The sequence below is a fragment of the Actinomyces timonensis DSM 23838 genome (genome assembly GCF_000295095.1).
Taxonomy (GTDB): Bacteria; Actinomycetota; Actinomycetes; order Actinomycetales; family Actinomycetaceae; genus Actinomyces; species Actinomyces timonensis.
The window spans coordinates 18,823-45,445 of the sequence record NZ_JH806633.1; the positions used below are offsets into that span (position 1 = coordinate 18,823).

General features: G+C 72.6%; 19 protein-coding genes. 13 read left to right on the forward strand and 6 right to left on the reverse strand.

The window, feature by feature from the left end:
- Window positions 1–5: 5 nt before the first annotated feature.
- From ilvN to A1QA_RS0106500, 13 genes are all read left to right on the forward strand, one after another.
- On the forward strand, window positions 6–554 hold the full coding sequence (gene ilvN, locus A1QA_RS0106440; protein ID WP_017178099.1) for an acetolactate synthase small subunit: 549 nt from the start codon (window positions 6–8) through the stop codon (window positions 552–554).
- A 6-nt stretch (window positions 555–560) separates the two neighbouring features.
- Entirely contained in the window at window positions 561–1,592 is a 1,032-nt protein-coding gene (gene ilvC / locus A1QA_RS0106445) for a ketol-acid reductoisomerase (protein ID WP_017178100.1), read from the forward strand.
- 266 nt (window positions 1,593–1,858) lie between these two features.
- Window positions 1,859–2,473 (forward strand): flavodoxin domain-containing protein, encoded by a 615-nt coding sequence (locus A1QA_RS0106450; protein WP_017178101.1) that lies wholly within the window; start codon window positions 1,859–1,861, stop codon window positions 2,471–2,473.
- A gap of 119 nt (window positions 2,474–2,592) precedes the next feature.
- Window positions 2,593–3,654 (forward strand): 3-isopropylmalate dehydrogenase, encoded by a 1,062-nt coding sequence (locus A1QA_RS0106455; RefSeq protein ID WP_017178102.1) that lies wholly within the window; start codon window positions 2,593–2,595, stop codon window positions 3,652–3,654.
- A gap of 151 nt (window positions 3,655–3,805) precedes the next feature.
- Window positions 3,806–4,981, forward strand: a complete 1,176-nt coding sequence (locus A1QA_RS0106460; protein WP_017178103.1) for a branched-chain amino acid aminotransferase — start codon at window positions 3,806–3,808, stop codon at window positions 4,979–4,981.
- A 39-nt stretch (window positions 4,982–5,020) separates the two neighbouring features.
- Entirely contained in the window at window positions 5,021–8,188 is a 3,168-nt protein-coding gene (locus A1QA_RS13835) for a bifunctional glycosyltransferase/CDP-glycerol:glycerophosphate glycerophosphotransferase (RefSeq protein ID WP_017178104.1), read from the forward strand.
- Between the two features lie 60 nt (window positions 8,189–8,248).
- Window positions 8,249–9,700 carry an LCP family protein gene (locus A1QA_RS0106470; protein ID WP_017178105.1) on the forward strand — a complete coding sequence of 484 codons (1,452 nt, stop codon included), beginning with the start codon at window positions 8,249–8,251 and terminating at the stop codon, window positions 9,698–9,700.
- Between the two features lie 107 nt (window positions 9,701–9,807).
- Window positions 9,808–11,169, forward strand: coding sequence for a UDP-N-acetyl-D-mannosamine dehydrogenase (gene wecC / locus A1QA_RS0106475; RefSeq protein ID WP_017178106.1), 1,362 nt, complete (start codon window positions 9,808–9,810; stop codon window positions 11,167–11,169).
- Window positions 11,170–11,332: 163 nt separating this feature from the next.
- Window positions 11,333–11,725: a glycerol-3-phosphate cytidylyltransferase gene (gene tagD, locus A1QA_RS0106480; RefSeq protein WP_017178107.1), complete on the forward strand. Its 393-nt coding sequence runs from the start codon at window positions 11,333–11,335 to the stop codon at window positions 11,723–11,725.
- A gap of 45 nt (window positions 11,726–11,770) precedes the next feature.
- Window positions 11,771–15,472 carry a bifunctional glycosyltransferase/CDP-glycerol:glycerophosphate glycerophosphotransferase gene (locus A1QA_RS0106485; RefSeq protein WP_020372763.1) on the forward strand — a complete coding sequence of 1,234 codons (3,702 nt, stop codon included), beginning with the start codon at window positions 11,771–11,773 and terminating at the stop codon, window positions 15,470–15,472.
- A 48-nt stretch (window positions 15,473–15,520) separates the two neighbouring features.
- Window positions 15,521–16,615, forward strand: coding sequence for an XcbB/CpsF family capsular polysaccharide biosynthesis protein (locus tag A1QA_RS14980; protein ID WP_017178108.1), 1,095 nt, complete (start codon window positions 15,521–15,523; stop codon window positions 16,613–16,615).
- 11 nt (window positions 16,616–16,626) lie between these two features.
- Window positions 16,627–17,697: an XcbB/CpsF family capsular polysaccharide biosynthesis protein gene (locus A1QA_RS14985; RefSeq protein WP_017178109.1), complete on the forward strand. Its 1,071-nt coding sequence runs from the start codon at window positions 16,627–16,629 to the stop codon at window positions 17,695–17,697.
- Window positions 17,694–19,574 carry a glycosyltransferase family protein gene (locus A1QA_RS0106500; RefSeq protein ID WP_017178110.1) on the forward strand — a complete coding sequence of 627 codons (1,881 nt, stop codon included), beginning with the start codon at window positions 17,694–17,696 and terminating at the stop codon, window positions 19,572–19,574. Before A1QA_RS14985 ends, A1QA_RS0106500 begins: the two co-directional genes overlap by 4 nt.
- A 16-nt stretch (window positions 19,575–19,590) precedes the next feature.
- Here the strand turns inward: A1QA_RS0106500 and A1QA_RS0106505 are convergent, their stop codons facing one another.
- The 6 genes from A1QA_RS0106505 to A1QA_RS0106530 are packed head-to-tail and all read right to left on the reverse strand — an operon-like array spanning window position 19,591 to window position 26,618.
- Entirely contained in the window at window positions 19,591–20,355 is a 765-nt protein-coding gene (locus A1QA_RS0106505) for a DUF6270 domain-containing protein (RefSeq protein ID WP_017178111.1), read from the reverse strand.
- Entirely contained in the window at window positions 20,352–21,467 is a 1,116-nt protein-coding gene (locus A1QA_RS13850) for an ABC transporter ATP-binding protein (protein ID WP_017178112.1), read from the reverse strand. Before A1QA_RS13850 ends, A1QA_RS0106505 begins: the two co-directional genes overlap by 4 nt.
- Complete coding sequence (locus tag A1QA_RS0106515; RefSeq protein WP_154652301.1) at window positions 21,451–22,323, reverse strand: ABC transporter permease; 873 nt, start codon at window positions 22,321–22,323, stop codon at window positions 21,451–21,453. The genes A1QA_RS13850 and A1QA_RS0106515 overlap by 17 nt, the downstream gene beginning before the upstream one ends.
- Complete coding sequence (locus tag A1QA_RS0106520) at window positions 22,320–24,170, reverse strand: glycosyltransferase (RefSeq protein ID WP_244266106.1); 1,851 nt, start codon at window positions 24,168–24,170, stop codon at window positions 22,320–22,322. The genes A1QA_RS0106515 and A1QA_RS0106520 overlap by 4 nt, the downstream gene beginning before the upstream one ends.
- On the reverse strand, window positions 24,163–25,500 hold the full coding sequence (locus tag A1QA_RS0106525; protein WP_017178115.1) for a glycosyltransferase family 4 protein: 1,338 nt from the start codon (window positions 25,498–25,500) through the stop codon (window positions 24,163–24,165). Before A1QA_RS0106525 ends, A1QA_RS0106520 begins: the two co-directional genes overlap by 8 nt.
- Window positions 25,497–26,618, reverse strand: coding sequence for an MraY family glycosyltransferase (locus tag A1QA_RS0106530; RefSeq protein WP_244266107.1), 1,122 nt, complete (start codon window positions 26,616–26,618; stop codon window positions 25,497–25,499). Before A1QA_RS0106530 ends, A1QA_RS0106525 begins: the two co-directional genes overlap by 4 nt.
- Between the last annotated feature and the right edge of the window lie 5 nt (window positions 26,619–26,623).

Below are 26,623 nucleotides of genomic sequence, written 5' to 3' on the forward strand. Positions count from 1 at the left end.
GCCCCATGAGCGCAGCGAGCACTGCTGGCGCAGCGAGCCCAGCGAGCACCATGCACACCCTGTCCGTGCTGGTCGAGGACACCCCGGGCGTCCTGACCCGCGTGTCCGCGCTGTTCACCCGTCGCGGCTTCAACATCCACTCCCTGGCCGTGGGCCCCACCGACACCGACGGCGTCTCGCGCATCACCGTGATCGCCAACGCCGAGGGCCGCGCCATGGAGCAGGTGACGAAGCAGCTCAACAAGCTCGTCAACGTCCTCAAGATCGTCGAGCTCGATCCCGCCACCTCCGTGGAGCGCGAGCTCTACCTCATCAAGGTCCACGCCGACGATGCCAACCGCACCGCCGTCCTGCAGATCGTCGACCTGTTCCGCGCGCATGTCGTCGATGTCTCCCCGAGTTCCGTGGTCATCGAGACCGTCGGCTCGGAGTCGAAGGTCCGCGCGCTGCTGACCTCCCTGGAGCCCTACGGGGTCAAGGAGATCGTGCAGTCCGGGACCGTCGCCATCACACGCGGTCCGAGATCCATCACCGATCAACTCAAGGAGAAGTGACCCACCATGGCAGCAGAGAAGTTCTACGACGACGACGCGGACCTGTCCGTCATCGCCTCCAAGAAGGTGGCCGTCATCGGCTACGGCTCCCAGGGCCACGCCCACGCGCTCAGCCTGCGCGACTCCGGGGTCGAGGTCGTCGTGGGCCTGCGCGAGGGCTCGAAGTCGGTCGCCAAGGCCGAGGAGGCCGGGCTGACCGTCAAGCCCATCGCCGAGGCTGTCGCCTGGGCGGACGTTGTCGTCGTCCTGGCCCCCGACCAGGTCCAGGCCACCCTCTACTCCCAGGAGATCGAGCCGAACATCAAGCCCGGTTCAGCCCTCCTCTTCTCCCACGGCTTCAACATCCACTACGGCTACATCAAGCCCGCCGCGGACATCGACGTCATCATGGTCGCCCCCAAGGGCCCCGGCCACACGGTGCGCCGCGAGTTCGAGGCCGGCCGCGGCGTGCCCGTGCTCGTGTGCGTCGAGCAGGACGCCACCGGCCAGGCGTGGCCCCTCGTCCTGTCCTACGCCAAGGCCATCGGCGGTACCCGCGCCGGCGCCATCAAGACCACCTTCCGCGAGGAGACCGAGACCGACCTCTTCGGCGAGCAGACCGTCCTGTGCGGCGGCATCTCCAAGCTCATCGAGTACGGCTTCGAGACGCTCGTCGAGGCCGGCTACCAGCCCGAGATGGCCTACTTCGAGGTCTGCCACGAGATGAAGCTCATCGTCGACCTCATCAACGAGGGCGGCATCTCCAAGCAGCGCTGGTCCTGCTCCGACACCGCCGAGTACGGGGACTACGTCTCCGGCCCGCGCGTCATCACCCCGGACGTCAAGGAGCACATGAAGGAGGTCCTGGCCGACATCCAGAACGGCTCCTTCGCCAAGCGCTTCATGGATGACCAGGCCGCGGGCGCCCCCGAGTTCAAGGAGCTGCGGGCGGCCGGCGAGGCCCACCCGATCGAGGCCACCGGCCGCGAGGTGCGCTCCATGTTCGCCTGGCGCGCCGAGGTCGACGCCGACTACACCGAGGGCTCCGTCGCCCGCTGACGCCCCTCTCTTCTCTCGCGAGACCGGGCGAACAGCACGGCGAGATTTCGATCTGTGGAAGGACGCCCGGTCCGCGACACGCCCGTGGGGCCCGCCGAGAGCATCGGCGGGCCCCACGGCGCGCCTGGGGGAGGAGCGGGGAGGGGGCGTCTCCCGGCGAGGGCAGGCGGGGGCGCAGTGCGCGCGGCGTGCTCGATTGGCACCCTAGGACGGCACTTCCGTACAGTCCGGCCGTCCCCGGCCACCACGAATCCCGAAAGCACGAAGTGTCAGAAACGCCCGCGACCACAGCGTCCCCCGCCCCCGCGACCCGGCCCGTCCCCGCCCAGCCCGCGGCCCTCGTCATCCACAACTCGCTCACCGGCTTCTCCCGCGCCTACGGCGAGTGGATCGCCGAGGACCTGGGTGCCGATGTCATGAGTTGGGAGCAGGCGCGCCGGCTCCCGCTGCGCGGCTACGACCTCATCGTCTTCGGCGCCGGCGTGCGCATGAGCACGATCCGGGGCTTCAGCGCCTTCAGGCGCAAGCTCGCCAAGGAGGGGCTGGAGAAGTCGGGCCGCGTCCTCGTGTGGGCCAACGGCGGCACCCCGGTCCACCCCGACCGGAACTGGCGGGTCCCTGCCGCCACCTTCACCCGGGCCGAGCTCGCGCAGGACCGCTACCCCTTCTTCTACTTCGAGGGCGGCGTGCGCTACGAGGGCCTCGGTCTCGTGGAGAAGGCGCTGCTGAAGACCTTCGCCAAGCGGGTGCAGAAGTACCGCCACCGCGGGGAGTGGGCGGTCGCCGTCGCCGATGGCATCGTCGAGGGCTACGACCACACCAGCCGGGAGGCCATCGCGCCGCTCGTGGAGCGGGCGCGCCGCATCCTCGACGGCGAGTGAACCGGTCTCGCCGTGCTGTTCGCCCGGTTTCGCCGTGCTGTTCGCCCGGTCTCGGCGAGGGGAGGGCCGGGATATGAGATGCGGGGGCCAGGCGCCGGGGCAGGCCATAGGGTCCGCGTATGACGCAGACCATCAAGCTCGCAGTGATCCCCGGTGACGGCATCGGCAAGGAGGTCGTCCCCGAGGGGCTCAAGGTCCTCGACGCCGCCCTGGCGGGCACCGGCACCACCATCGAGCGCACCGACTTCGACCTGGGCGCCGAGCGCTGGCACGCCACGGGCGACACCCTCACCGACGAGGACCTGGCCGCCATCAAGGAGCACGACGCGATCCTCCTGGGCGCCGTCGGCGACCCGTCCGTGCCCTCCGGCGTCCTGGAGCGCGGCCTCCTCCTGCGCCTGCGCTTCGAGCTCGACCACTACGTCAACCTGCGCCCGTCGAAGTACTACCCGGGCGTGCCCACGCCGCTGGCCGAGCCCGGGGACATCGACTTCGTCGTCGTGCGCGAGGGCACCGAGGGCCTCTACTGCGGCAACGGCGGCGCCGTGCGCGTGGGCACTCCCCACGAGATCGCCACCGAGGTCAGCGTCAACACCGCCTTCGGCGTCGAGCGCCTCGTGCGCTACGCCTTCGAGCAGGCCAACGCCCGCCGCCAGCACCTCACGCTCGTCCACAAGCACAACGTCCTCGTCCACGCGGGCCACCTGTGGCGGCGCACCGTCGAGGCCGTCGGCGCGGAGTACCCCGGCGTGAGCGTCGACTACTGCCACGTCGACGCCGCCACCATTTACATGGTCACCGACCCCTCCCGCTTCGACGTCATCGTCACCGACAACCTCTTCGGCGACATCCTCACCGACGAGGCAGGGGCCGTCACCGGCGGCATCGGCCTGGCCGCCTCCGGCAACATCAACCCCGACCGCGCCTTCCCCTCCATGTTCGAGCCCGTCCACGGCTCTGCCCCCGACATCGCGGGCCAGGGCATCGCCGACCCCACCGCCACCATCTCCGCCGTCGCCCTCCTCCTGGAGCACATCGGCGAGCCCGAGGCCGCCGCGCGGGTGAGCGCCGCCGTCGACGCCGATATGGCCACCCGGGCGCGCGCCAACGAGGAGGGCGGCCCGCTGACCCGCTCCACCAGTGAGATCGGGGACGCGATCGTCGCCGCCCTGCGGGCCTGACGCCGCGGGGAGCCCAGCTCCGCTGTCGTTGTGACGGCGGAGCCGACGGACTGATCGTCACAGCGGTTCCGTCGCCCTCGATGCGGGGTCGATGCGGGACGGCATATGAGATCCACTGTCCGCTCAATGAGAACGGACGTAGGGTGGGCCCATGCCTGAGACCACCGCTGCGACGCCAATCTCCCCGATCGACTCCCTCACCACCCCGCTGGCCCGCGCCGCGGAGGTCCCCGTCCCCGCCGCGGACGAGCTCGCCGGCCGCTTCGCCCTCACCCCCAACCCTGCTCCCGCGAGCGCGGAGGAGCGGGCGAGGCTCCTGGAGCACCCCGGCTTCGGCTCCACCTTCACCGACCACATGGCCCACGCGCGCTGGGTCGCCGGGCAGGGCTGGACCGACCACGGCATCATCCCCTTCGGCGACCTCAACCTGTCCCCGGCGGCGGCCGTCCTCCACTACAGCCAGGAGGTCTTCGAGGGCATCAAGGCCTACCGCCACGCCGACGGCTCCGTGTGGACCTTCCGCCCCCGCTACAACGCCGCCCGCATGAACGCTTCGGCCCGCCGCCTGGCCATGCCCGAGCTGCCCGAGGAGGACTTCATCGCCTCCCTCGTCGGCCTCGTGCGCGCCGACGCCGCCTGGGTCCCCTCCGGCGAGGGAGAGTCCCTCTACCTGCGGCCCTTCGCCTTCGCCTCCGAGCCCTTCCTCGGGGTCCACTCGGCCAGCGTCATCGACTACTACGTCATCGCCTCGCCGTCCGGCGTCTACTTCACGGGCGGCCTCACGCCCATCAGCATCTGGGTCTCAGGCGACTACCACCGCGCCGGCCGCGGCGGCACGGGCGCCGCCAAGACCGGCGGCAACTACGCCGGCTCCCTCCTGCCCCAGCAGATCGCGGCCGAGCAGGGCTGTGACCAGGTCTGCTTCCTCGACGACGTCACCCAGACGAACATCGAGGAGCTCGGCGGCATGAACCTCATGGTCGTCGACGCCGGCGGCACCGTGCGCACGCCCCGCCTGACCGGCACGATCCTCGAGGGCTCCACCCGCTCCGCGATCCTGCGCCTCCTGGCCGACTCCGGGCGGCGGATCGTGGAGGACACGATCAGCTTGGCCGGCCTGCTCGAGGGCATCCGCTCCGGCGCCATCACCGAGGTCTTCGCCTGCGGGACCGCCGCCGTCGTCGTCCCGCTGGGCCGCCTCAAGGGCGAGGGCTTCGACGTCGAGCTCGGCGGGCACGAGGTGACCCGCGAGATCCACGCCCAGCTCACCGCCATCCAGAACGGCACCGCGCCCGACCCCTACGGCTGGATGTACCGGCTCGCCTGAGCCGCCCGCCCGTCCCCTGACCCGGCCCACCCCCTGATCGTGCCCGGTCCGCCCCTGCTCCAGCGCCTGCGACGGCGGTGGTGCAGGCCCGCGCTCAGCATCGTCCTGGTCGATCCCGGCACTGCGGAAACGGCCCGGGCCGCCATCCGCTCCTGCCTCAACCAGTCCCTGCGCGAGATCGAGGTGCTCGTCGCCATCGGGGGGAGCGGCGATGGCGCCCTCGACGGCGCCGCGCGCGAGGCGGTTGAGGAACTCGCCACTCGCGACTCCCGCGTCCGCGTCATCGACGGGGGCGCCCGGGCTGCCCTGGACGCCGCCCGCTCCTGCTGGGCGCTCCTCATGGCGGGGGAGGACCGGATCGAGCACGACGGGCCCGCCGCCCTCATCGAGTCGCTGCGGCGAACGGGCTCTGACCTCGCCATCGGGGCGGGCCGCGCGCTCGACGGCGACTGGGCCCCCGAGCCCCTGGGCCCGGTGGACGCTGGCCTGCGCCTCGACGACGCCCTCGACCTGCTGGAGGCCCCGGCGTCCGGCCGCCTCGTGGCCCGCACCCGCGCCTGGCGGAAGCTGGCCAGCCGCGGAGCGCTCGATGCCCCTGACGCCGCCGACGATCGTGCTGACCGCGGCGATGCCGCCCTCGCCCTGCTGGTGGCCGCCCGGCGGATCGATGTCGTCGACACCCTCGTCCGCTCCCGCACCGCAGCCGAGCCGGCCAGCCGGGAGCGCCAGATGGACGCCCTTGCCCGCACGGCTGACCGCCTGCCCGCGCTGCTCGACGGCGCCTCCGGCCCCGTGCGCGAGCGCCTCCTCGCGACGATCCTGAGGAACCGGCTCCTGCCCCTCGCACTGACCGCTGCGACGTCGGGGGAGGGGGAGGCCCTGCGCCTGCGCGCCCTGGCCGCCCGGCTCCTCCCGGACGCGGCCGACCCGGCCTGGGGGATGCTGCCGCTCCTCGACCGGGCGCTCCTGTGGACCCTCGCCCACGGCTCCCTCGACGAGCTCTGGGAGGCCCTGGGCTCTCGCGCTGAGGACACCACCAGCGTCCCTCTCATCCCCGACGCCGCCGGGGCCGGCCTGAGCGCCGCGGCCCCCGTCCTGGACCGGCTGAGCCCGCTACCGGCGCCGCTGATCGCGATCCGGCCCATTGACCTCGGCCTGGAGGCGCGGGCGACGAACCTGGTCTGGCGCGACGCGGGCAGCCTTGTCATCGAGGGGTGGGCGCGCGTGCCCGGCCTCGACCCCGCGCTCGCAGGGCGACCCCGGATCGAGCTCGTCGGCCAGCGCACGCGAAAGGGATCGGCCTGTCCCGGCGAGGAAGGGGCGCCAATCCGCGGCACCATCGAGATCGAGCCCCGCAGTGCCCCCGAGGCCGACGAGGCCGCCCAGGACCCCTGGCGCGGCTACGAGGCCGCGGGCTTCCGCGCCACCCTGGCCATGGACGCGCCCCCCGAGACCGGCGCGCCGCTGCGCGTGACACTCAGCGCAGGATCCGAGGAGGTCTCAGCCCTCCTCACGGCCCCGGCCTGGATGAGCCAGGCCCTGCCCTCGGGCGAGCACGCCACCTGGCGCGACCCGGACGGCCACCTGTGGGTGGGCGCGCGGCGGGCCGCTCCGGCCAGCCCGCCTCCGGCGCCGGGGGAGGACCCCGGGGCCGCGCGGATCGACCGCGCCTGGATCGAGGAGGAGCGGCTCTGGCTGGAGGGGCCCGGCGGCGACTGGGCCGAGGAGCGCTCAGCCCGCCTCATCCTGGCCTCCTCCCGGGGCCCCGTGGAGGCCGTCATGACCCCCGCAGCGCCCGCGCGCCCCGCCGCCCCCGTGTGGCGGGCATCGATCCCGCTCGACGACCCCGCCATCCCCCTCGGTGCCTCGTGGCTCCGCTGGGCGCTGCCCGACGGGACAGCCGTGGACTGCCGACCTGCGGGCGGGCTCGCCCCCATGCTCGACCTTGCCGGCCCATGCCGCGGCGCGAGGCTCGCCGTCCAGGCCGGGCGCGTCTCGGTCAGCCTCCTGCCGCCCCTGGCGCCCAGCGAGCGGACGCGTCGCGGCAGGCGCCTGCTCATCGAGGCGGAGTTCGGGCCGCTGGCCGACGGCATCCTCCTGGAGTCCTTCCAGGGGCGCAGCGGCGGGGACAGCCCGGGCGCCATCGCCGCCGACCTCGCCCGCCGGGGGATCGGGGCCCCGCTCTGGTTCTCCGTCGTCGACGGGACCGTGCCCGCGCCCCCCGGCACGATCCCGCTCATCCGCGGCAGCGAGGAGTGGTTCCGCGCCCTGCGCACTGCGAGAGTCATCATCACTAACGACTGCCTGCCGATCTGGTGGGCCAAGCGCCCCGGCCAGCGCGTCCTCCAGACCTGGCACGGCACGCCGATCAAGCGCCTCGGCCACGACGCCGCCCCCGGGGCGACCAGCCTCACCTACCTGCGCATGATCGACGCCCAGGCCCCTCAGTGGGACCTTCTGCTCGCCCAGTCGCGATCCGCCGAGGAGCGCCTGCGCTCGGCCCTGGGCTACACGGGCCCCACGTGGGTGGGGGAGTACCCGCGCAACGCGCCCCTGACCGCCGATCCGCGCGCCCGGGCCGCGACCCGGCGCCGGACGCGCGCCGAGCTGGGGATTCCCGACGACGCCCCGGTGGTCCTACTGGCCCCGACCTGGCGCGAGGAACTGCGCGACGGCGAGTCCTCCATCACCCGCCTCGTCGACGCCGAGCGCGTGGCCCGCGAGACGGGCGCCGTCGTCCTCCTGCGCGGCCACCACATGAACCGCCCCGCCCTGGGCGCCCCGAGCGGAGACCCCGAGCTCCCCGAAGCTCCCGGCGCGCCCGCGGGCGTCATCGACGTCGGCGACCGCCCCAGCGTGGAGTCCCTCATGCTCGCCGCGGACATCCTCGTCACCGACTACTCCAGCATCATCATGGACTTCGCTCTCACGGGCCGCCCCGCAATCGCCCATGTGCCCGACCTGGAGGACTACCGGCACCATCAGGGCCTGTACGGCCACTGGCCCGACGACGCCCCCTGGCCCATCACCCACGACGACGCCGGGCTCATCGACGGGCTGCGTCGTCTCCTCGCGGCGCCCCCCGGGCCGGGGCGCGAGTCAGCCCCCGCCACTGGCGCCCCGGAGGGGGCCGGGCCAGATCCTGTCAAGCACACCCTGGAGCATCTGCGCGCCTGGATATCCCAGGCCCTGGAGCATCTGCCCTGATGACACTCCTACCGGTCTCGCTGGCTGGTGGAAACGCCCCCGGTGTGATGCCATAGCGCCATGAACGAGACCCCTGATCTCGTCCCTGCCGCCGATGACAACGCGAGAAATCCGGATGTGCCGAGCGACACCGACGATTCAAGCGCCGAGCTGGCCGGCCCAGGCGATCCGATGAGCCCCGTCGAGCCCGACGCCGCCCCCGCCCCGGACGAGTCCCAGGAGGCGGACGATCCCGCCGTTCCCGAGGGCACCCCGGAGGCCGAGGGGGACTCTCATCCTGAGGAGCTCTCCGCCGCGGACGCTGGGGACGCTGAGGCTGCCAACGCCGTCGACGACGCTGAGTACCCGGGGGACGCTGCTCCCACCGCCCCCGCCGAACAGGCGCCCGCCGACGACCTGACCGACGACGCCGCGGCGCTCGCGATCGCCGCCGCGGCTACCCCGGACTCTGCGGCGCCAGCGGCCTCCGATGAGACGGAGAAGGAGCCTCCAGCGCGCCGTCGCCGGCACCGCTGGAGGGCCGCGCTCATCTCCGCCCTCGTCCTCCTCCTCGTGCTGGTCTCGGCTGTGGGCGCCTTCGGATGGTGGCTGCGCCATCGCGTGGACTCGGCCATCGAGCGGATCCCCGACCCCTTCTCCAGCCTCACCGACCGCCCGACCGCGGCGGAGGTCCAGGGCGATGCCCCGGTCAACATCCTCGTCATGGGATCGGACTCCCGGATCAGCGCTGGCGACCCCTCCCAGTGGGAGCAGGGCGGCCAGCGCACGGACGCCATGATGATCGTCCACGTCAATGGCGACCGGCACGGAATCTCCGTGCTCTCCATCCCCCGGGACTCCTGGGTCGATATCCCCGGGCACGGGCAGGGGAAGATCAACTCCGCCTTCTCCTACGGCGGGCCGGCGCTGGCGATCCAGACCGTTGAGAACCTCACCGGCGTGCGCATCGACCACTTCGCGGTGGCCGACTTCGAGTCCTTCGCCACCCTCACCGACGAGATCGGAGGGGTGACCCTTCGCCTGGAGAATCCCACCACGCTGGCGGGAACCCACTTCGACGCGGGCGCCCAGCATCTCAACGGGGCCCAGGCCCTGGCCTTCACCCGTGAGCGCTACAGCCTCTCCCACGGCGACTTCTCCAGGATCCAGCGCCAGCAGGCCTGGATGCGCGCCATCGTCTCCCAGGTCCTCAACGGCGGGCTCATGTCCGATCCTGCCGGGCTCTACAGCTTCCTCTCCAAGGCCGCTGGGACCGTGTCGGTGGATGAGGGCTTCTCCATCGACGAGATGCAGTCCCTCGCCCTGGGCCTGCGCGGACTGGGATCAAGCGGCATCACCTACGTCACCGCCCCCTACCAGGGCACGAGCACGAGCGAGGACGGCCAGTCGATCGTCATGCTCGACCCGACCGCCGACACCCCCCTCTTCCAGGCGGTCGCCAATGACACGGTCTCGCAGTACCTCGTCGAGCACGCCGACACCGTCCCGCAGCTCCCCTCCACGGTCGAGTGAGGCGCGGGTCCCGGCCCAGCCGGAGCCAGCCGCTCGCGGGCCGCATGACGAGGACGAGCGGGAAGAGCAGCCCCATGGGCATCGAGATGGAGTGAGGGAGTGAGACAGTGACGACGACGCGGACCCTCGCTTCGGCCGACCCTGCGGACGGGGCCCCGATCAGCACCGTCGCGGTGGTTGGCCTGGGGTACATCGGACTGCCCACCGCCGCCGCGCTGGGCAGGGCCGGCCTGCGGGTGATCGGCGTGGACACCTCCGCCGCCAGGGTCGCGGCCGTGGGCAGGGGTGAGCCGCCCTTCGTCGAGGCCGGACTGAGGCAGGCCATCGCCGAGCAGATCATGAGGGGCAGGCTCACCGCCCAGCAGGCCATGCCTCGCGCCGACGCGTACGTCGTCGCCGTGCCCACGCCCCTGGCCGCCGGCCACCGGGCTGACCTGAGCAGCATCGACGCGGCGGCGACCGCCATCGCTCCCGTGCTCGCCGGTGGCGAGCTCATCATCCTGGAGTCGACCTCGCCTCCCGGCACCACGGCGCGCCTGGCCCGCGCCATTCAGGCGGCACGCCCCGATCTGGCCGTCCCCCTGTCCGAGCGGGACGAGGCGGGCGCCGCGAGAAGCGCCGGGGCCGGGGCCACTGTGCCCGCCCTCCCCGCGGGCGCGGCTGTCGACGTCGTCCACTGCCCGGAGCGGGTGCTGCCGGGCCGGGCGATGGCGGAGATCATCGAGAACGACCGGATCATCGGAGGGCTGACCGCCCGAGGGGCGAGGCGCGCCCGCGACCTCTACGCGGCCTTCTCCACCGGTGCGCCGCTGCTCACCGACGCGCGCACCGCCGAGCTGGCCAAGCTGGCGGAGAACGCCTACCGCGACGTCAACATCGCCTTCGCCAACGAGCTCGCCGCGATCTGCCAGGACCAGGGAGTGGACCCCTGGGAGCTCATCGCGCTGGCCAACCGGCACCCGAGGGTCGACATCCTCAATCCCGGCCCGGGCGTGGGCGGGCACTGCATCGCGGTGGACCCCTGGTTCATCGTGGAGGCCGCCCCCGAGCGGGCGCGCCTCATCCGCGCCGCCCGCGAGGTCAACGACGCCACGCCCAGCCGCGTCGTCGAGCGGGTGCTGCGCGCGGTGAGGGGCCAGGAGGCCCCCACCATCGCGGCGCTGGGGCTCGCCTTCAAGGCCGACGTCGATGATCTGCGCGGGTCCCCTGCCCTGGCGATCGTCGAGGCGCTGGCGCGGGCGCTTCCGCGCGCGAGGATCGTCGTCGCCGAGCCGCATATCGGCGCCCTGCCGGACTCCCTCGCCCGCTGGCCCGGTGTGAGCCTGGCTCCGGTGGCCGAGGCGGTGGCCCGGGCGGGCACGGTGCTCCTCCTCGTGGACCACCGGGAGATACGCGGGCTCGACCAGTCGGCGCTCGCGGGCAGGACCGTCATCGACACCCGGGGGCTCTGGTCGCGTCGGCAATCCTGAGTGTTCTCTGAGAATTACCAGATCAAATGCTGTTCCTGTGAGGTTGTCCATGGAATCGGTCCCTTTGAACGAGTGACAGGACCGGATTGATCGACCATACTCGGTATCGAATCGTGATCTTCGGTTCTGAAGGTGCTCTGCCCTCTCCCTGAGGAGTTCTTCGATGCGTCGTGTCATCACATATGGGACATTCGATCTCCTGCACTACGGGCATATCGAGCTGCTCAGGCGCGCGAAGGCCCTCGGCGACTATCTCGTGGTCGCCCTGTCGTCTGATGAATTCAATGCGGGGAAGGGTAAGAAGGCCTACTTCTCCTATGAGGAGCGCAGGGCGATGCTCGAGGCCATCCGCTATGTCGATCTGGTCGTCCCCGAGAACACATGGGAGCAGAAGGTCGATGACCTCGCGAAATACGAGATCGACACGTTCGTCATGGGTGACGACTGGGAAGGGAAGTTCGATGAGCAGCTCGGCTCGCTCTGCGAGGTCGTGTACCTGCCCCGGACGCCCGAGATATCGACGACGCAGATCAAGAGCGATATGACCCAGTCCTGATCCTCTTCATTGACGACCCGCGCACCCGCAGACGAAGGAGGCCCGATGGCCGCGGACAGCTCTGAATCCTCCGCGACGACCGCCCTGAAGCCGATCTGGCGCGCTGTGGTGCCCAAGTCCGTGCGGCGGGCGCTCTACCACCGGCGCCACCAGGGCGCCCAGCGCGCCCAGGAGCCGTCCCACCTGCCGCCGGTGCTCGCCGCCGCCACCTCCACCGAGCCGGTCCAGCACTCCATGACCACCGGCCCCAAGCTCTCCGTCATCATCCCGGTGTACAAGGTCGAGGAATACCTCGACGCCGCCGTCGAGTCCGTGGTCAAGCAGACCTATCAGGACATGGAGATCATCCTCGTCGACGACGGCTCGCCGGACCGCTGCGGCCAGATGTGCGATGCCTGGGCCACCCGTGACGCCCGCATCCGGGTCGTCCACAAGCCCAATGGCGGGCTCTCCGACGCGCGCAATGCGGGAATGGCCGTCGCCACCGGGGACTTCATCGGATTCGTCGACTCCGATGACCTCCTCGACCCCCGCGCCTATGAGCGCCTCATGGGCGCCCTCGAGCACAGCGGGTCTGATATCGCCACCGGCAACGTCCTCCGATTCCAGGGCGAGAGGAAATGGCAGGGCTGGAACCAGGGCTACTCCCATGATCTGGCCCTCTACCCCGAGCTCGCGCCGGGCTCCAGGGTGGCCACCGGCGTGCAGATCCAGGAGCACCCCGAGCTCATGTTCGACACGACCTCCTGGAACAAGGTCTACCGGCGCTCCCTGCTGGCGGACAACGGCATCGACTTCCCCGTCGGCAAGCTCTACGAGGACATGTTCCCCGTGGCCCGCGCCTACGCGGCGGCCTCCTCGATCGACGTCGTCTTCGACTCGGTCTACCTCTACCGCGAGCGCGAGGACCGCTCCTCCATCACCCAGAAGCGCGGGGAGCTGAAGAACCTCGTCGACAAGATGGAGATGGTGGACCGCACCTGGGACCTCGTGGCCGACCAGGCCAACTCCGAGGTCCTGCGCGACACCCTCCTGTTCAAGCTCCTCGAGGGGGACCTGCCCGTCTACGCCCCCTACCTCGGGCGCGACCCCCAGTTCGACCAGGCCTACATCTCCACCCTCACCCGCTACTGGCCGCATGTGACCCCCGATCTCATGGCCCGCATCCCGCTCGGGCGCCGGGCGCTCGTGGCCTGGCAGGCCCGCGGCGAGATCCAGATGGCCGACCGCGCCGAGGCGTGGATCAACCGGCACTTCTTCGACATCCCCATCGTCGAGGACGAGCGCGGCATTCACGCCGATCTCAGTGTCAACCCTGAGATGCTCGCCCCCCTCATCGAGGGCGGCTACGACTCGATGGTCCGCTACGCCAAGCCCCGCTGCACCGTCACCGAGGCCCAGATCCACGACGGCCTGCTCACCGTCGAGGGCTACGCCTTCCTCGACATCCTGCCCACCGGCGCGGAGCAGGTGATCTCCTTCGAGCTGCGCTCCAACGACGGGCTGACCGTGCCCATCGAGCACCGCCGGGTGCGCAACGAGTGGGCCAACGGCTCCTGGCCCGCGGGCATCGGGGACCGCGAGGACTGCGGCTTCATCGTCTCCGAGCCCCTGGCCACCCGCCTGCCCGCGCTGCCCGAGGAGCCCGGCGCCTCGCGGACCTGGACCATGTGGTACTCGGTGGCCTCGCGCACCCATGCCTCCGACGTCGAGGAGCTGCGCCCCGTGTGGCGCGGCGGCGCGATCCGCCTGGGGGACACCGCCATCTCCGACGACGGCTGGAGCGCCTCCATCGACTGGTCGTCCTGGACCCGGCCCCTGACCGTGGACCAGCGCCGCTTCTCCTTCCTGGCCACCAGCGTCGTCGAGCGCGACGCCAGCCTCGCCACCCTCATCCGCTCCGTCGACGGCTCGCCCATCCGCGAGGCCCGCTACATCCGCGACCACGACTCCACCAATCTGCCCGCCGTCCTCAAAGGCGGTGATGGCGGCGCCGTCGAGGCCTCGATGTCCATGTCGCGGGTCCCGGGCCGCGATGTCCCCAAGGGGGCGCGCAACGGCTGGCACCTGGAGGTCAAGAACGCCCGCGGCGACTGGGAGCGGGTCGTGCCCGCTCAGGGCCTCGTGCGCTTAAGCGGCGACCAGGCCTGGTCCGTGCGCGGGGACTCCGATGGCTCCCTGTGCCTCGTCGACGGCGCCTCCTCGCTCATCGTCGATGAGATCACCTACGAGGACCATGCCTGGCGCCTCACCGGCCGCTGCCCCGCGGAGGTCGACCCCGCGTCGACGGTGTCGATGTGGAGCGACAAGGGCGCCTTCGAGCACTGCTCCTTCGATGTCCCCTCGCCCGGGCGCTTCGCGGTGACCATCCGCCCCTGGAAGAAGGGCTGGTACGCCGACCGCGAGATCGCCTGGAGGACGGGGGAGTACCACTTCTGGCTGCGCGTGGACGGGCGGGACTCCAAGTACCGCATCCGCGCCAACTCCTCCCTGCTCCAGACCACCCTCCAGATGAACATCTGGGATGGCGCCCTTCACTCGCGCTTCCACATCTCCGCCGACTCCCTGGACATGACCATGCTGGTCGATGAGGGACTGCTCCACACCGAGCGCGGGCGCCACAACCGCTTCCGGCTCCTGAACCAGTGGAAGACCGCCACGAGTGTTGAGCCCATGGACGCCGCCGTGTTCGCCTCCTTCATGGAGGGGCACGCCGCGGACTCGCCCCTGGCCCTCTTCGAGGAGCTCAAGAGGCAGAACACCGGCCTCGACCTCTACTGGGCCGTCAACGACGGCTCGGTCATCGTGCCCGATGGCGCCACCCCGCTGCTCAAGGGCTCCGCGAAGTGGTTCGAGGTGCTCGCCAGGGCCCGCTACGTCGTCAACAACGTCGGCGGCATCGAGGGCTACGGGAACCGGCCCTTCCAGCGCTACCTGCAGACCTGGCACGGCACGCCGCTCAAGCACATCGGGCGCTCCCATATCGAGGAGACCCCCTGGGCCTACGCCGTCGGTGCCCTGCGGGGCCGCGAGGAGAGCTCGGAGTGGGACGGCCTGGTCTCGCCCAACCCCTTCTTCTCCTCCATCGCCGCCCGCGAGTTCTTCTACGACGGCCCGATCCTGGAGATCGGCTACCCCCGCAACGACCGCCTCGTGCGGGCCGACGACGCCGAGCGCAGCGAGCTGCGATCCCGCTTCGGCCTGCGCGCCGACGCCCGCGTTCTCCTGTACGCCCCGACCTTCCGGGAGACCGGTGCCGGGGGCCAGGTCTCGGCCATGCAGGAGCTCCTCGACCTGGATCGCCTGGCCAGCGAGCTGGGTGAGGAGTGGACCATCATCCTGCGCGGGCACAACTACAACCGCCGCGCCTCGGCCAAGGACGCCAGTCGGGCCAGGATCCTCGACCTGACCGAGCACCACGACATCAACGACCTGCTCATCGTCTCCGACACCCTGGTCACCGACTACTCCTCGGTCATGTTCGACTACCTGTGCACCGGCAAGCCCGTGTTCAACTACGTCCCCGACCTGGAGGACTACACGGCCTCGCGCGGCATGTACATGACCGTGGGGGAGTGCGCGGTCGGCCCGCTCCTGCACGAGCAGGACGCCCTCCTCGCCGAGCTGGGGGGCATCGACGGCTACAACGAGCGCTACGGGGACCGCTACCGCCAGCGCGCCGAGTTCTTCGTCCCCTGGGACGACGGGCACGCCTCCGAGCGGGCGCTCGGCGCCCTCATGACCTGACCGATCGACCACCAGAGGCATCAACCGCGCCCAGCACGAGGAGGAACAGTGGGAGTCTTCGACGACGTGGGGACCGTCCGCCAGGAGGCGGGAAGCAGGACCGTGACCGTGGACCTGCCCTCGCTCATGGCCTCGCCCCGCTCGACGCTCAAGCCGGCGACCATGGCGCCGCCGGACCGCCTGAGGGTCACCGACGAGCGCCTCGGTGCCGGGACCACTCTCATCGCCCTGGCGCGCCAGGACCTTAAGGTCCGCGCGGCCCTCAAGGCGATCACCGCCGAGGGCTACCTCGTGGCCGGTGCCGGCGACGGCGAGGGCATCCTCGTGCGGCGCGACTGCGTCGGCTCGTTCTGGGACCAGGTGCGCACCGGCGAGTGCTCCCTCACCCGCTCCGGCGTCGCCTACTCCTTCCAGGAGCCCGAGTGGGGCGTGACCCCCCGCTACCTCGTCGTCGTCTTCTCCGGCATGCACTCGGACTGGAACCACCCCGGGCTGGACCGCTACATCTTCCCCCAGTTCCGCCACATCGGATCGCTCACTCCCCCTGGCACCGCCGTGCTGAGGCTGGGGGACCTCGGCGGCATCTCCGGCTCCTTCTTCATGGACACCGCGGACGCGCCGTCGAACTGCGATGACATCTCCGAGCTCATCGTGGCCGCCATCCGCAGGCTCGGCCTGCCGCCCCAGCGCGTCTGCCTCATCGGCCCCTCCAAGGGCGCGACCGGCGCCGCCATCCACGGCCTGCGCCTGCATCTTCCCTTCGTCGCCGTCGACCCGATCGTCGACGACACCTTCTACCGGGAGGAGCGCGACGACCAGCACTTCACCGGCGCCCCCATCTTCCCCCAGCGCGTCGAGGAGGTCCTCGCCGAGCTCATCGACGAGCCCGGCAGCGCCTCCCCGCCGCCCAGCGCCGTCCTGACCGCCAGAGGATCCGAGATCTCCTCCGACGCGCAGGCCTTCGCCCGGGACCTGCGGCGCCCCTGCGCCGTCTACGAGTCCGATGACCCCCGGGTCGCCGCCCACCCCGATGTGGCGCGCGCGGTCCTCGGGCCCGCTATCGCCGCGCTCAACGCCCTCCTGCTGGGGATCCCGGTGGGGAGCACGATCGCGCCGCTGTCCACCAGCGCCCGCCAGAGCTGAGAGGTACCGACATGGATTACCTAGATGGTGTCGAGCTCCTGCCCCGCCGCCCCCACAAGGGCGTGTGGGACGTTCCCCTCGACGACTTCGCCTCCGACCCCGCCGGCTTCCAGGCCGCCCTGGCCGAGCAGGACCCCGACTTCATCCGGGTCGCCGACGCGGCGATCACCGGTTCCGGCGGCCCCATCGGGGTAGGCCGATCCGACGCCCGCCTCCACGCCCTGCACAAGCTCCTGGCGGGCAAGGGCTACTTCATCTGGGAGGGCGGCGACGGCGTCGCCAAGTACATCGCCCGCGGCCGCATCCGGAGCTTCTGGCAGCCCATCACCTCAGGCGAGATCTCCATGACGAAGGACGGCGTCCTCTACCAGATGATCCTGCCCGAGGGCGGCAACGCCCTGCGGCGCCTCGTCGTGGTCTTCTCCGCCATTCACTCGAACTACAACGAGGCCTCCCTGTGGAGGTACTTCCCCCACCACTACCAGCACCTGCGCGGCCTGACCCCCGGGGACACCGCGATCCTGCGCATCGGCGACCTGGGCGGCGTGGTCGGCTCCTTCTACGGCGACACCCTCGACGCCCCCGGCAACGCCACCGCCGTCAGCTCGCTCATCGCCCGGGTGATCCGCTCCCTCGAGATCCCACCCGCACAGGTCTGCCTCCTGGGCTCCTCCAAGGGGGCCACCGGCGCCGTGCGCCACGGGGTGGCCCTCGGCCTGCCGTTCGTGGCGGCCGACCCCGTCCTCGGGGATGAGTACTACGAGCGCTCCCGCGACGACGCCCACTTCACCGGCCCGGAGGTCTTCACCTCCACCAAGGACGCGGTCTTCGCCGAGCTGCTGGCCTCCGAGCGGCCCACGGGCGCCAGGGGAGTCTTCCTCACCTCCCCGCAGTCCCCGCAGCACGACATGGTCGTCGAGTATGCCGAGCGCCTCAAGCGCCCGACCCTCCTCTTCGACTCCTCGGACTACCGGATCGCCGACCACCCATGGGTGCCCGGCGTCGTCCTCGGCCCGACCTTCATGGCCGTCAACGCCCTCATCCTGGGCTGGTCCCTCCCCGAGGGCACCATCGAGCTGTGAGCGCGCGGCGCGCGCTGTGGCACCTGCGCCACGGCGGCCTGGCGGGCCTGAGGGAGCACCGCCGCCGCCAGCGCGCGGCCCGCCCCACCGCGAGCCACCGGCGCGCGCGCACCGCCGCCCCGCGGGGCGTGGATGGCATCCCCGACTGGTCCCTCCCCGAGGACGCCGAGCCCCGGCACCAGGTGAGGGCCGGGGTCATCGCCGACGAGTTCACCACCCTGGCCCTGCGCTACGAGTGGCGCGCCGTCCCCCTGGACCCCGGGCGCTGGCGCGAGCAGATCGCATCCGAGCCCCTCGACCTCATCTTCGTCGAGTCCGCCTGGCACGGGAACGACGACGCCTGGATCTACCAGGTGCTCGGAGAGTCCGCCCCCTCCGAGGGCCTGCGGGCCCTCGTCGCCGCCGCCCGGGCGGCGGGCATCCCCACGGTCTTCTGGAACAAGGAGGACCCCGCCCACTACGACGACGCCATCGCCACCGCCGCCCTCTTCGACCGCGTCTACACCACGGACTCCACCCTCCTGCCGCGCTACCGCGCCGCGCTCGGCCACGACCGCGTCGGCCTCCTGCCCTTCGCCGCCCAGCCCTCCATCCACAACCCCATCCGCCTGACAGGGCCCGATGCTCGCCCCGTTGAGCGCCACGGCGTCGCCTTCGCCGGCATGTACTTCGCCCACAAGTACCCCGAGCGCCGCGAGCAGATGGACACCCTCCTCGGCGCAGCCGCCGACGCCGGGCGCCGCAGCGGCCACGACCTCGTCATCTACTCGCGCTACCTGGGGGAGGACGAGCGCTACCAGTTCCCGGCGCCCCACGACCGGGCCGTGCGCGGAAGCCTGGACTACATCCAGATGCTGTCCGCCTACCGCGCCCACCGGGTCTTCCTCAACGTCAACTCCGTGGTGACCAGCCCGTCGATGATGGCGCGCCGGATCTTCGAGATCACCGCTTGCGGCACGCCGGTGGTCACCATGCCCAGCCCCGCCACTGGCGCCTTCCTGCCGGCCGGGAGCCTCGCCGTCCTGGGCGACCGCACCGGCGCCGAGCACGCCATCCGGGCGCTGTGCGCCAATCCCGGGCTCGGCGAGCGCATGACCCACCTCGCCCAGCGCGAGATCTGGGCCCACCACACCTACACCCACCGGGTGGACACCATTCTGGCCGACCTGGGGATGGCCGAGCGGCGCCACCGGCCCCCCACCATCGCGCCCCTCATCTCCACCAACCGCCCCCACCGCCTGGCAGGGGCCCTGGAGACCCTCGCCGCCCAGGAGGGGGTGGAGATCCGCCCGGTCATCCTCACCCACGGCTTCGAGGCCGACGACGCCGCCCGCGCCCGCGCCCGCGAGCTCGGCCTGGAGCCCACCTGGATGAGCGCGCCGACCAGCGCGAGCCTCGGGGCCAACTACACGGCCATGCTCCAGCGGGTCGACGCCGACCTCATCGCCAAGATGGACGACGACGATCTCTACAGCCCCCACTACCTGGCCGAGGCTCTCGCCGCTATCGACTACTCGGGGGCAGGGATCGTCGGCAAGCACGCCCACTACATGCACCTGTCCGGCAGCGGTCTCACCGTCCTGCGCTTCCCCGAGTGGGAGCACCGGTACACCGCCTTCGTCTCCGGCCCCACGATCGTGGCCAGGATCGACCTCGCGCGCGCCGTCGGCTTCCCCGACGCCTCCCGGGGCGAGGACACCGCCCTGCTGCGCGGGGCCATCGACGCCGGCGCGCGCGTCTACTCCACCTCCCGCTTCGGCTTCGTCCAGCGCCGGGGCGACGCCGCTGAGCACACCTGGGCCATCGACGACGCCGAGATCCTGGCGACCTCCCGCATCAGCCACTGGGGCCCGCCGGGGGCCGGCGAGATGCCCTGAGTCGCGCCGGCCGGGCTCAGGCGCGGGCGGCGAAGGCCTCGACGCCGTCGGCCACCCACTCGTAGAAGGCGCCGATGTAGTGGAAGGGGGCCGCCCCCCAGCGATGGTTGTCGTCGGCGACGACGAGCTCGTCGGGCACCTGGAGCACATGCGTGCCCAGCTCGCGCGCCCGCTCGTAGTAGTCGATCATCGCCCAGTTGGCGCCCAGCGCGCTCATGCCCCAGCTGCGCAGGGTGGAGCGCCCCCGCGTGGTGCGCGCCGCCCAGGGCGCCTGGAGGAGGATCGTGCGCTCCAGCAGCCCGACGCGCTCGAGCATCGCCGCCAGGCGGGGCAGGGCGGTGGCGAAGAGCTCCTGGTGCTCGTCGGTGCCCAGCTCGATGAGCCGCCCGCCCAATGGCGCGTAGAAGTCGGAGCCCGTGCGCAGGCCGGCCGTCAGCCCCTCCGTGGAGCGGGTGAGCCAGTGCCCGGGGGAGGTCTCGATGATGCCGAGGCGCTCGTCGGTGAGATCCCACAGGAGCGCATCGGTGGTGGTGGCCAGGCCCTCCAGCTGCGCCTCGGCGTCGCCCGCGGCGTCGGAGGCCAGGCAGCGCCGCGCGAAATCGCTCTCCAGGGCGCCGGCGTCGATGGCGCTGATGTCCACCGCGGTGCCCGTGGAGATGATGGACTGCCGGGCGATGTAGCGGGTGACCCGCCAGCCGCGCTCCTGGAGGACCGTGGCGGAGTCCCTGCCCACGCAGGATCCGAGGATCGCCAGGGATCGAGCGGGGGCGGGTGCGGTCACTGGGAGGCGTCCTTACGGTGACGGGGCGCGTAGCCGGTGCTGCGCGCCGCGCGGGGAGATACGGGTGGGGGAGCGGCGTGCCCGGGGGCCGCCTGCCCGCTCATCCTAACGACAGGCGCCGAGGCCGTCTCCCGTGCTGCCGCCGGTGCCTGCGCTCGCGGTGCCGAGGGGGCGGGCGCAGGGCTCGCAGCCGGGGCCAGCGCCGGGGCAGCCGGGGCGCGTGGCGCCCACTTGCGGCGGCAGCGCTGAAGGATCTCCTCCGCGGTGGCGTGCTCGCCCTTGGCCACGTTCCAGGACCACCAGCGGTAGTCGTGGGCGATCTCCGGGCCGGGGCCGTCGCCGATGAGCTCGCCGTCCATGAGCCAGATGGCCCGCGTGCACATCTCCTCGATCGTCTGGGCGGCGTGGCTGACGATGAACACCGTGCCGGCATTCGCGCGGAGCTCGGCCATCCGGCTCTCACTGCGCTCCTTGAAGGCGGCGTCCCCGGTGGACAGGGCCTCGTCGATGAGCAGGATGTCGGGGCTGGCGGACACGGCGATCGCGAAGCGCAGCCGCGAGGCCATCCCCGAGGAGTAGGTGTTCATGGGCCGGTAGATGGCCTTGCCGATGCCCGCCAGGCCCACGATCCCGGGCAGGGCGGCGCGGGCCTGCTCCGGCGTCATCCCCATGGCCAGGCAGCCGAGGATGACGTTGCGCTCCCCGGGCAGGTCGGGCACGAGGGCCGCGTTGACGCCCAGCAGCACCGGTGTTGAGCGGGCCAGCACCCTCCCGGAGCGCGGGGTCTCCAGGCCCGCCACGATGCGCAGCAGGGTGGACTTCCCCGAGCCGTTGCGTCCCAGGATCCCCAGGGACTCCCCGGCGCGGGCAACGAAGGACACGCCCTTGAGGGCGTCGACGGCCACGCGCGGGCGCTGACCGAGGGCCCTCATCGCGACCTGCCGGGCGGGGCTGAGGGCGCGCATGGCCGAGGCGTCCGCCGAGGGCGCCCGGTAGCGCACATGGAGGTCGTCGACGACGACGGTCGCGGGGGCCGTCGCGGGCGTCACCGCTGCCTGGCCGGCCGTCGTCGGCGAGCCGCCCCGCGGGGGGATCTCAGCGCTCGACGCCATAGGACTCCTCCTTCGCCCAGAAGAAGACGTACCCGACGCCCACGGTGATGAGCACCCACAGGCCCATGACCGCCCAGTCGCGCCCCGAGGGCACGCGCTGGTAGAGGATGACGTCGCGGTACATGGTCAGCAGCTTGTAGCCGGGGTTCCAGTCGACGACGAACCGGGCGGCGGGCCGGTGCATCATCTTGTCGAAGGAGAAGAACACCCCGGAGCCGAAGTACCAGAACTGGGCGACGAAGGGCCACACATTGCGCATATCCGGCAGCTGCGCCGTGAGCCGCGCGGTGAAGAGCGTCAGGCCCAGGGCGAAGAGGTTCTGCAGGGCGAAGATCGGAATGATGAGGATCCAGTGCCACGACGGCCAGGCGTGCGGCGGCAGGATCATGACGATGAGCAGCAGCGCGGCCAGCGGCGGCAGGGTGTCCAGGGCGCCGCGGATCATGAAGGAGATCGGCAGGGCCACCCGTGGGAAGGAGAAGGAGCGGATGAGGTTCCTCCCCGCGAACAGCACCTGGCCCCCGCCGGTGATGGCGCGCTGCAGCGTGGGGAACATCGTCACGCCCACGAGCAGGTAGCCCACGAAGTTGTCGATGCCGCGGTTGGTCTCCAGCAGCAGCCCGAAGACCAAGAAGAACACGAGGGCGTCGAGCATCGGCTTGACGATGAGCCAGATGTTGCCCAGGAGTGTTCCCCGCTGGGTGCCCAGGGCGCGGGCGCGGGCGTCCGCCCAGATGAAATGACGGCGCCGCCAGGTCTGCCGGATGTACGCCCCCAGGGGCGGGCGCTTGCCGACGGGCCTCAGCCCTGTCATATCGGACCTTCCGAGCCAGGGTGCCGGAGGACTGATACTCATCGCACCTCCTCATGAATCGTGCGGGCTGCCATCCCATTCTCCTCCCAGGTGGGCAGGCTCATCCCAGCCGACGGCGTGATGTGGGCCGCTCGGGAGGCTCCCGCCTCGCTGCCGGCCTGGGCGAGCTGGCGGATCCTCTCCGCCAGGGCGCCCGCGTCGCCCGCGGGGAAGAGGAGCCCGCCGCCCCGGGTGACCTCCACGAGCGCGGGCAGGTCAGAGGCGATCACCGGGCGCCCGAGCGCCTGCGCCGTCAGCGGCTTCATCGGCGTGACCATCCGGCACACCGGGGTGTCGCGCCGGGGCGCGCAGAAGACGTCGAGCGTCTGGTACCAGCCCAGGGCCTCGCCTGGCGGGACACGGCCGGGAAGGACGCAGACCCCGGGGCCGAGCCCCAGCTGGCCCGCCAGCGCGACCAGCCCGGGGCGGCTGACGCCGTCGCCCACGATCGCGCAGCGCGCGTCCAGGCCCTGCTCCCGCGCGAGAGCGACGGCGCGCAGGAGCACGTCGAAGCCCTCGTAGTCGACGAGGGAGGAGACGCTTCCCACCCAGAAGCCGTCGGCGGGCAGGCCCAGACGAGTCCGCGCCTCGGCGGGGGAGCGGTGCTCGGCGGACAGGACCTCCGCCTCGACGGCGTTGGGCATGACCGTGATCCGCTCGGCCGGCACGCCCCGAGCCACGAGGTCGTCGCGCTGGAGCGCGGACAGGACGATGACGGCGTCGGCCATCCGGGCCATCTCGGTCTCCTTGGCCCGCAGCAGGGCGAAGCGCTGGGAGGCGAGGGCCTCGGCCTGCTGCTCGGGGGGACGGGAGGCCACCCACGTGTACTCCAGCATCCCGCGCATCTCGTAGACCCACGGCAGGCCGTGCCCCCGGGCCACGGCGGCGACCACGAGGGCGTTGGCGTAGTTCGTCGTCGTGTGCAGCACCTCGGGGCGGAAGGCCGCCACCTGCTGGGCCAGAAGGCGCGCCGTCTGGGCCAGGCGGGCAGCGGGCGTGGGGGCGAGCCGGGCGGTGAGCAACCGGTGGTACTCGACGCCGTCGACGACGTCGCACGGCGCCGCCCCCACACGGCCCACGGTCACGGGGTAGCCGATCCGGGTGACGGCCCGCAGCTCCTCGCCCGCCCGCCTCTGGGCCACGAGCAGGTGGTGCGAGCGCATGGCGTAGCCGGACTGGGTGTGCGGCAGGGAGTTGGTGAGCAGGTGCAGCACTCGGGGGGCCGCCGAGCGCAGGGGCCCCTGCCAGTGGGGGGAGGAGACGGCGGGCAGCGCGAAGCCGGGGGACATCGTCGCCAGCTCGGCCGACAGGCGGGCCCGGGCTGCCCGGAGCGGGCGATGAGAGCGCGCGGGCCGGGGCTCGCGGGGCGACGGGGAGTCGGCAAGGGCGGCGTCGAGCACCCCGATGGCCTCGGACAGCTGCCCCCGCGACCACAGCTGGCGGGCCCTCATCCTCGCTGGGGCGCCCTCGGCCCCGCCGGGGATGAGGTCGGCCCGGCCCGAGGCCAGCGCGATCTCCGCCGCCAGGCGCCGTCCCAGGCCGGAGCCGGGGTGGGCCTGGGAGAGCGCCTCGGCCGCCAGGTCCGGGCGGTCGGCGAGGATGGCGGCGAGGGCCGGGCGGATCGAGCCGCCAGCCGCGCCCGCGCCCACCGCCTCGGACAGCGCCGCGCGCGCCCCATGGGGCAGGCGGCGCGCGCTCTGCAGGGCTAGCAGGAGGGGGTCCTCCGCCATATGGTGCGCGGCGGTGTCGGCCAGGAGGCTGACGGCGCGAAGCCGGGTGAGCGTCACAGGGGGCGCCGGCCGCGGGGCGGCGTGAGAGGAACCCGTCCAGGGGGCTCTGGTCTCAGGCACGGGCGACCTCCTGCAGCAGCGCCTCGTAGCGGTCGAGCTGGTCGCGCTCGCCGGCGTGTCGGGTGAGCCACCGCGGCCCGGCGCTCGCGGCCAGGCGGGAGCGGTCCGCCGCCAGAGCCGCCCAGGCCGAGGCGAGCGCGGCGGCGTCCTGCGGGGGCACCACCATCCCGGCGCTCGCGGATCGGATGATGGCGGCGGCCTCGCCGTCGAGCGCGCCGGAGATGTGGCGGCCGGTGGCCAGGGCCTCGTAGAGCTTGGAGGGGACCGTCATGGACATGGCGGGCCAGTCCTGGAGGCTCACGAGGACCGTGTCCGCCCAGGCGTAGTGCTCGGCCACCGCCTCCGGCGCGACGGGCGGGAGGATCTCCACGGGGGCGCCGAGCCTGACGGCGGTGGCGCGGACATGGGCGGCCTGCGCGCCATCGCCGACGAGCCGCAGCCTCAGGCGGATCCCCTGGTCCGCCGCGAGGGCAGCGGCCTGAACAGCGGACGCCAGCCCCTGGCTGCGCCCGATCGTGCCCAGATACACCACGCGCAGCTCCGGGCGCCCGTTATCGCCCTGTCGGCGCAGCGGGGGAGCGGGCAGGCTCCAGTGGGACGGGGTCGCGCTGTTGCGGATGACCTCCACCCTCCTCATGCCGCGCTCGCGCAGCGCCTGGGCGAAGGAGTCGGTGGTGGCCACGACGGCATCGGCCCGCCGCTCCAGGGCGGTGACCGCCGGGGGGATGAGTCCCGCGGCGCGATGGCGCGAGAGGCGCGGGAGACTCGGCAGCGCGCCGCTGAGGCCACCGGGCGCCCTGCCGGGCCTGTTGGCGCTATTGATGTCCGCGCTGTTGATGCGGTCAGGCTCGCCTGGGGCGCCGGCCCAGTGGTGGCGTGAATCGAGGATGTCCGGCCAGGCGTCGCGCAGCTCGGCGACGACGGGGCGCCGCAGCGCGCGTCCGACCGCCAGCGCCGCGGGCAGGGTGGGCAGGCCCGGGACCGAGCCGATGACGACGTCGGGGCGGTGGCGCCCGCCGAAACGCGCCAGGGCCAGGCGGGCCCCATCGGCCGCCGCGAGCGCCTGATCGGCGCCCCGACCGCCGATGCCCGTCCCGTAGGGCCGGAAGGCCGTGCGGTGGATGATCGCCCCGCTGGCATCGCGGGCGATGGCCCCCGGGGCGAGCCGGGGAGAGGAATCGAGGAGCGTGCCCGCCGGGTAGTGCGGGGCGGGGGCGAGCACGGCGAGCTCGTGACCGCGCTCCACCAGGCCACGGGCCAGCCGGCGCCAGCGGTTCTGCGGCGCGCCGGCCTCGGGCTCCCAGTAGTGGGTGAGCAGGAGGATCCTCATCGCTCCCCGCCCCCCTCGGGCGACTCGGCCCGCGGGTAGGGGCCGTCCTCGCCGCGGGCCCGGCCGCGCGCCGCGCCCACGATCGCGGGCAGGCTCATGTAGCACGCCAGGACCGCCAGCGCCCCGATGATCCCCGGCGCCCACGCGACACGCCCGCCGGGTCCCTCCCAGGAGACCAGGGCGACCGCCGAGCAGGCGGCCGCGCAGGCGCCCACGAGGCCCGCCACCGCCCCATGCGGCCACCCCGCGGCGACGAGCCGCTGGTAGACATGCTCGCGGTGCGGCTCGTACCAGCGCTGCCCGGAGCGGGCGCGGCGCCACAGGGTCAGGCCCGTGTCCGTGGCGAGCACGAGAAGCGGGGCCACCGCGACGAGCAGGGGCACCCCGGAGACCAGGCAGAGCGCCGCGGCGAAGGACCAGGCCGCCCCGAGAGCGTAGGAGCCGGCATCGCCGAGGAAGACCCGCGCGCGGGGCGCGTTGAAGGGCAGGAACCCGGCGGCCGCCCCGCCGAGCCCCGCCATGACGAGCGCCAGGCCGGGGATGCGCGCCAGGCAGGCCACGAGCGCGTAGTACGCCGCGGTCACGAGGGCGTGCCCGGCGGCGACGCCGTTCGCCCCGTCCATGAAGTTCGTGGCGTTGACCATGGCGACGGCGCCCGCGTCCAGCGGGACCGCGAGCCACAGCGGGGCGCCGGTGATCGACGTCGTGAGGAGGGCCAGTCCGGCGCCCAGGATCACCTGGGCGATGAGGCGGGCGCCGATCGGGAGCGTGTAGAGATCGTCGCCGAGCCCCAGGATCGCCAGGGCGAGGATCGCGCTGAGCCCCACGCTCACCACCTCGATGATCCTGCCGGAATTGGGGACCGGCCCTCTCGCCACGGCGCTGACCAGCCCCGTCATGACGGCCACGACGGTGGCCAGGGCCAGGGCCGCGCCCCCGCCGCGGGGGATCGGCCGCGCGTGGAGGGAGCGGCCCACGGGGATATCGATGACGCCGGCCCGCCGCAGGACCGGGATGATGAGGGCGGTCAGGGCCGCCCCTGCCACCAGGCCGGTGAGTGCGCTGACGGCCAGGTCCCAGGCCCCCCAGGAGGCGCCGGGCGAGGACGGGATCGACACGGCCT